Source organism: Turicibacter sp. T129 (assembly GCF_025594975.1).
Classification (GTDB): Bacteria; Bacillota_I; Bacilli_A; order MOL361; family Turicibacteraceae; genus Turicibacter; species Turicibacter bilis.
This window is the reverse complement of the sequence record NZ_JAMQUU010000036.1, coordinates 20,694-27,357: the sequence shown is the minus strand read 5'-3', so window position 1 is coordinate 27,357 and position 6,664 is coordinate 20,694. Positions and strand designations below refer to the sequence as shown.

The 6,664-nt window shown below is 38.5% G+C and carries 5 protein-coding genes; 3 read left to right on the top strand and 2 right to left on the bottom strand.

All coding sequences use genetic code 11. The annotated features are described in order from the left end of the window. Positions 1 to 1,090: 1,090 nt before the first annotated feature. The 3 genes from NEH75_RS07390 (at position 1,091) to gltA (ending at position 4,656) form a co-directional block, all read left to right on the top strand. Positions 1,091 to 2,308, top strand: a complete 1,218-nt coding sequence (locus tag NEH75_RS07390) for an iron-containing alcohol dehydrogenase (protein WP_055242542.1) — start codon at positions 1,091 to 1,093, stop codon at positions 2,306 to 2,308. Positions 2,309 to 2,383: 75 nt separating this feature from the next. Continuing rightward, positions 2,384 to 3,232 (top strand): sulfide/dihydroorotate dehydrogenase-like FAD/NAD-binding protein, encoded by an 849-nt coding sequence (locus NEH75_RS07385; protein ID WP_055242545.1) that lies wholly within the window; start codon positions 2,384 to 2,386, stop codon positions 3,230 to 3,232. 14 nt (positions 3,233 to 3,246) lie between these two features. Next, entirely contained in the window at positions 3,247 to 4,656 is a 1,410-nt protein-coding gene (gene gltA, locus NEH75_RS07380; RefSeq protein WP_262948721.1) for an NADPH-dependent glutamate synthase, read from the top strand. Between the two features lie 365 nt (positions 4,657 to 5,021). On the opposite strand, the gene NEH75_RS07375 is transcribed toward gltA, so the two are convergent. Then, positions 5,022 to 5,288 (bottom strand): hypothetical protein, encoded by a 267-nt coding sequence (locus NEH75_RS07375; protein WP_055242551.1) that lies wholly within the window; start codon positions 5,286 to 5,288, stop codon positions 5,022 to 5,024. Positions 5,289 to 5,574: 286 nt separating this feature from the next. Continuing rightward, a complete protein-coding gene (gene ispG / locus NEH75_RS07370; RefSeq protein WP_262948720.1) occupies positions 5,575 to 6,663 on the bottom strand; it encodes a flavodoxin-dependent (E)-4-hydroxy-3-methylbut-2-enyl-diphosphate synthase in 1,089 nt (362 codons plus the stop codon). Position 6,664 lies beyond the last annotated feature (1 nt).

Sequence of the window (6,664 nt, the reverse complement as noted above, 5' to 3'; positions counted from 1 at the left end):
TATACGGAACCGTACGTACGGTGGTGTGAGAGGACGATGATTAAATTAATTAATTATCTCCTACTCGATTGTCTAAATGAAAATCATCTGCTATGCAGGTGGTTCTAAAAGCTGTTAGGGTGGGATTCAAATAAAAAAACTCCTAATGTTAAAGACAAAAAAGATTTTTTTACCAATTTGTCAAAGTATTGGGAGGTTTATCCATAAAGAATAAAAACAGTTTAGTACATACAACTTGCAATGGTAAATATCATATTGTGTTTGCTATGTTCTTTTGAATTACTTTATGTTAAATTTATGCGATTAGCAGAATGGGATATGTAACCGGCTGAGTCAAAGAGGTTTGTATAGTCCTCTTCAGTACAATCTTTCACAAAGATATGGCAAAATCTTTTGTCATTCCCTGTATTAATATAAATTCGTTCAACAAACGTTGAGATAAGATTTACATGCTCCGAAGGCAGTGCTTTCTTTGCGTATTCTGCAAAGGATCATAGTTTCTTTCATATATCATTAAGTTCGTAAAGCATATAGGTATTTTCTAAACGGGTTTCTTCGATACGGATAAGGTTAGTAAAATGGATATATCGCTTTATGGTGTGTTTACTTGTACCTATATCCTTGGCAATCTGCTATTGCCTCTCGACAAGAGTGATTGCCGCTGTATCATAGTTCTTCCGTTTAAAAACAAGAGCCATATAAAAGATACTTTTCTGTTACGAAGCGTCATATTGGTAATCAATAACTGTATACTTTGCTACAAAAAAGAGAGAGCATCTCTTCCTAAAATGGTCTCTCTTCCGGATGTCTTTATCCTTTTGATAATGGTGTCATGATGTGCTCCAGTGATCTTATCGTTATGGACCAAGAAAGTTGTATGGTTCATGACAGCATAATATTATCTTTTTTTCTATTGGGGAACTACCAAATAAGTAATTCGAAGTTACATAAGTTGATAACCGAGTTTTTGAATAGATATGTTATCAATTTATGTAAGACAAGCTTCTCTAATTGGTAGTTATATCCACTTATGTTTAATAATATAATACAAATAGGTAATTAAAAAATAATAAAGTTTGGAGGTCATTTTATGGCACGTTTTACTTTACCCCGTGATCTTTACCATGGAAAAGGTACGCTTGAGGTACTCAAGACTCTTAAAGGAACCCGCGCAATGGTTTGCGTTGGGGGCGGTTCAATGAAACGTTTTGGTTTTCTTGATAAAGTAGTATCCTACTTAAAAGAAGCCGGCATGGAAGTTGAACTTTTTGAAGGTATCGAACCCGATCCATCAGTTGATACCGTTATGCGTGGTGCAGAGGCTATGACTAAATTTCAACCCGACTGGATCGTAGCTATCGGCGGTGGTTCTCCTATTGATGCTGCAAAAGCTATGTGGATCAAGTATGAGTATCCTGAAATTACCTTTGAACAGATGTGTGTAGTATTCGGGATTCCCGAGCTTCGTAAGAAGGCACGCTTCTGTGCTATTCCTTCCACATCCGGTACCGCTACCGAGGTTACTGCTTTCTCTATTATTACTGACTATGAAAAAGGCATCAAGTATCCTCTTGCTGACTTCGAGATTACTCCTGATATTGCAATTATTGACCCTGAGCTTGCAGAGACTATGCCCCAGAAACTTACAGCTCATACCGGAATGGACGCTATGACTCACGCTATTGAAGCTTATGTTTCCACCGCTAACTGTGACTTTACCGATCCGCTCGCTATATTTGCTATTAAAATGATTCAGAGTGATCTTATTGATTCTTATAACGGCGATATGTCCAAGCGTGCATCTATGCATAATGCTCAATGCCTTGCAGGTATGGCATTTTCAAATGCTTTGCTCGGAATTGTTCACTCTATGGCTCACAAGACTGGTGCTGCTTTTGAGGACTTTGGTGCACACATTATTCATGGTGCTGCTAACGCAATGTACTTACCAAAAGTTATCGCTTTCAACGCTAAGGATGAGACTGCTAAGAAGCGTTACGGTGTTATCGCTGATTATATGGGTCTTGAGGGTGCGAACGATGATGAAAAGATTGTGAACCTTATTAAATATCTGCGTGGAATGAACGATGCCTTGAATATTCCGCAGTGTATCAAGAACTACGGCGCTGACAGTTATCCTTGCGAGAACGGTTTTGTTCCTGAAGAAGTATTCCTTGAGAGACTTCCCGAGATTGCCAAGAATGCCCTTGCTGATGCTTGTACCGGTTCAAATCCCCGTCAGCCTTCTGTTGAAGAGATGGAAAAGCTGCTTAAATGCTGCTATTATGACACTGAGGTTGACTTCTAAACAGTAAACTAAAATTTACACAAAAAGCAATCGTTGTATCAGCGGTCGCTTTTTTGCAGAAGAAAGGGGAATATTATGTATAAAATTATAAAGAAGAGAATTTTGAATCCTACCGTAACGCAAATGGAAATCGAAGCTCCGCTTATAGCAAATAAGGCACTCCCCGGTCAGTTTATCATTTTGCGCGTTGATGAAGACGGCGAGCGTATTCCGCTTACTGTTGCAGGAACAAATAAGCAAAATGGCACAGTTAAAATTATTTTTCAAATAGTGGGTGCTACTACTGAAAAGCTTAATCATAAAAACGAGGGGGACTCCATTCAGGACTTTGTAGGCCCGCTTGGTGTTGCTACCCATATTAAAGGTCTTAAAAAGGTTTGCATTGTAGGCGGAGGTGTTGGGTGTGCTATTGCCATGCCTATTGCCCAGGCTGTTCACGAAATGGGTGGGGAGGTTACAAGCATTATCGGTTTTAGAAAGCGTGATCTTGTTATTCTTGAAGATGAGTTTAAGGCTTGCTCTGAAAAGTTGCACCTTATGACCGATGACGGTTCTTACGGTAGAAAAGGTAATGTTTGCGTACCTCTTACCGAAATGCTCGAAGCAGGTGAAAAATTTGATATGATTATCACAATAGGTCCCCTTGTTATGATGAAATTTGTAGTCGAGGCTGCAAGACCTTACGGAACACCTGTTACTGTGTCAATGAACCCGATTATGATTGACGGTACAGGTATGTGCGGTGGTTGCAGATTGACTTTAAATCAAGACGGCAAAAAGGTTACCAAGTTTGCTTGTGTTGATGGACCTGAGTTCAACGGCTATGAAATAGATTTCGATGAAGCAATATCGAGGGGCAAAATGTATTGGGACTTTGAGCGTCATGCATACGAAGAAACCTGCAACCTGTTTAAACAGGCATAAGGAGGAAATACAAAATGGCTATAAATCCTAAAAAGCATGAAATGCCTACGCAAGAGCCGCAGGTTCGTTCTCATAACTTTGACGAGGTTGCACTTGGGTACACAGAGAAAATTGCAATCGCCGAAGCACAGCGCTGTTTAAATTGTAAAAATCAGCCCTGCGTTAACGGCTGTCCTGTAAATATCAATATTCCCGATTTTATTTCAAAAATTAAAGATGGCGACTTTGAAGGTGCTTATAGAGTGATTTCAAAATCATCTTCACTGCCTGCTGTTTGCGGTAGAGTTTGTCCTCAAGAAACACAGTGTGAAAGTAAGTGCACTTTAGGCATAAAGTTTGAACCTGTGGGTATAGGTAGACTTGAACGCTTTGTTGCTGATTGGCACAACGAAAATGCAACCGATGCGCCTGGTAAGCCACAATCAAATGGATACAAGATTGCGGTTGTAGGCTCAGGTCCTTCTGGGCTTACCTGTGCGGGTGACCTTGCTAAAAAAGGCTATAAGGTTACGGTTTTTGAAGCTCTGCATACCGCTGGTGGTGTGCTTGTTTACGGTATTCCAGAATTCCGTCTGCCCAAGTCTATTGTTGCTAAAGAGGTCGACACACTTAAAGCACTTGGTGTTGATATTGAGCCTAATGTTGTTATTGGTAAAACACTCACCGTTGACGAACTTTTTGATATGGGATATGAGGCCGTGTTTGTCGGTTCGGGAGCAGGCCTACCTAATTTTATGGGAATCCCTGGTGAAAGTCTTAAAGGGGTTTATTCTGCTAATGAATTTTTAACCCGTAGCAACCTTATGAAATCCTACCTTAAAAATCCCGAAACACCTATTATGAAAGGCGGTAAGGTGGCTGTTGTGGGGGGGGGGAATGTTGCTATGGATGCCGCAAGAACAGCCCTTCGTTTGGGTGCCGAAAAGGTGTATATTGTTTACCGTCGTTCTATGGAGGAGCTTCCTGCACGTAAGGAAGAGGTTGAGCATGCGATAGAAGAGGGAATTGAGTTCAGATTGCTTAACAATCCTATTGAGATTTTGGGTTATGACAATCCCGACGATAAGTTTGATCCGAAAAATGGATTTGTTACAGGTATGAAATGTATTAAGATGGAACTCGGTGAGCCTGATGAAAAAGGCCGCCGGCGTCCGATTCCAGTAGAAGGATCAGAGTTTGTGTTGTCTGTCGACACCGTGATTATTTCGATCGGAACTTCACCCAACCCGCTTATTAAAAACACCACCGAAGGTCTTGAAGTCAACTCAAGAGGCGGTATCATTGTAAATGAAGACGGTCTTACTTCACGTGAAGCTGTCTATGCAGGTGGTGATGCCGTTACCGGCGCTGCAACAGTAATTTCAGCAATGGGTGCAGGTAAAATGGCTGCCATAGCTATAGATGAATATTTATCGTCTAAATAATACTTATATACAAATTAAAAAAGAAGGTTCGATTTTTGGGTCGAACCTTCTTTTTCGATTTGCATCATACATAGTTTCTTTTTGATTGCATAAGGCGTTAAGAAAGTGCTTTTCGAGTTTCGTGAGCGTATAATCTTTTCTGTAAATCAGAACAGCTTTATAAACTTTGGTATTGCCTATACATTTCCTCTGTACTAAATTGTAGGGTTCAAGCATGCTTTCAGGCATAGGAAACCCCACAGTAAAGTAATTCAAGCTGACTTGATCTTTCAAAAATAAAAATACGATGGTGGATATTACCGCGTAATTTTTATCTGATAACTTAGGACGTCTATAATAAGAAAAATAACCATCCAAATGGATGGTTATTTTTTGTTGAAAATGACATTGCGTTTAATGTTTGTAATAAGTTCGTGATATTTTGATATATTAGACGTATTTAGATGAGTACGTAATTGATCGTGGTTTAAGGATAAAGAACTTTCATCGATGACTTCGTTCCAGTAATTGGTTAATACGTAATGAAAACATTCCAAATCACTAGCATCGATTCGCAGGTCATTTTTAGAATTTAATAAGATTAAATCTTCAATCGTAAGTTGCATTAAGGTAGCTTTTAATAACTCATACATAGTGATTCCCCCTTTTGCAATAAATGAGCCATACTCATTTATACTATGTATCCTATGACAAAACGTTCTAAAAAATGAGTCGTTTTTTAAAGACAACGGTTACTTCTCTCTATATAAAGTTATTTTCAAGAAAATATCATAATAAGTATAAAATCTTAAAGTTTTAAATCCATTCATGAAAATGTAAGAGAAGAATCAAGAGTCATTAAAACAAAAACAAACCAAAGTACAACAATTGTGACTTATTTTAAATTATAAAAACGAGGAGTTCATCTCCTCGTTTTTGTTAGTTATTTTGTTGTTCACGTTCTTTAACAAGTAATTGAATTTCTTCAACTAATGTGTCAAACATTTGATCTTCAGGTACTTTACGAATGATTTCTCCATTTTTAATAAGTAATCCTTCACCACGTCCACCAGCAATCCCGATATCAGCATTTTTAGCTTCACCTGGACCATTGACCGCACATCCCATAACGGCCACATGAATATCATGAGGAATCGTTGTTAGATAGTCTTCTACACGTTGTGCAAGTGGAATTAAGTTATATTGGATACGTCCGCATGTTGGGCATGAAATGAGGGTTGGTGCATTTTTGATTAATCCGAAATTCTTTAAAATTTCACGTGCGACTTTAATTTCTTCGACTGGGTCAGCACTTAATGAGACACGCATCGTATTTCCAATTCCTTGATTTAATAAGATACCAAGACCGATTGAACTTTTAATCGTCCCAGAGAAAACTGTTCCCGCTTCTGTAATTCCTAAGTGTAGTGGATAAGAGAAGGTTTGAGCTGCTAATTCATAAGCTTTAATCGCTAAGTCAGTATCTGAGGCTTTTAATGAGATAATAATATCTTCAAATCCAAGTTCTTCTAAAATTTGAACATGGAATTTAGCACTTTCCACCATTCCTTCAGGTGTCGCTTTCCCATACTTTTGCAAAATATTTTTCTCTAGTGAACCAGCGTTAACACCAATTCGAATAGCAACTTGTTTAGCCTTAGCTGCTTCAACGACTTGGCGTACTTTTTCCTCATTTCCAATATTACCTGGATTAATACGAATTTTATCAACACCGGCTTCAATCGCCATTAACGCTAAACGATAATCAAAATGAATATCTACTACTAATGGAATGGTAATACGTTCTTTAATTTCTTTTAAAACTTTGGCATCTGTTTCATCTAAACATGCCACTCGAACAAGTTGACAGCCAGCTTTAGCTAAGCGGTTAATTTGCTCAACAGTTGCTTCAATATCGTGTGTTTTTGTCGTTGTCATACTTTGAATAATAACTTCGTTAGCACCACCAATGTATAACTCTCCCACTTTAACACGTTTTGTATTGTTACGATGTGTGATCGTTGACATC

Coding starts and splice junctions, on each gene's coding strand:
- NEH75_RS07390 (WP_055242542.1), top strand. CDS start 1,091: ATGGCACGTTTTACTTTACCCCGTGATCTTTACCATGGAAAAGGTACG.
- NEH75_RS07385 (WP_055242545.1), top strand. CDS start 2,384: ATGTATAAAATTATAAAGAAGAGAATTTTGAATCCTACCGTAACGCAA.
- gltA (WP_262948721.1), top strand. CDS start 3,247: ATGGCTATAAATCCTAAAAAGCATGAAATGCCTACGCAAGAGCCGCAG.
- NEH75_RS07375 (WP_055242551.1), bottom strand. CDS start 5,288: ATGTATGAGTTATTAAAAGCTACCTTAATGCAACTTACGATTGAAGAT.
- ispG (WP_262948720.1), bottom strand. CDS start 6,663: ATGTCAACGATCACACATCGTAACAATACAAAACGTGTTAAAGTGGGA.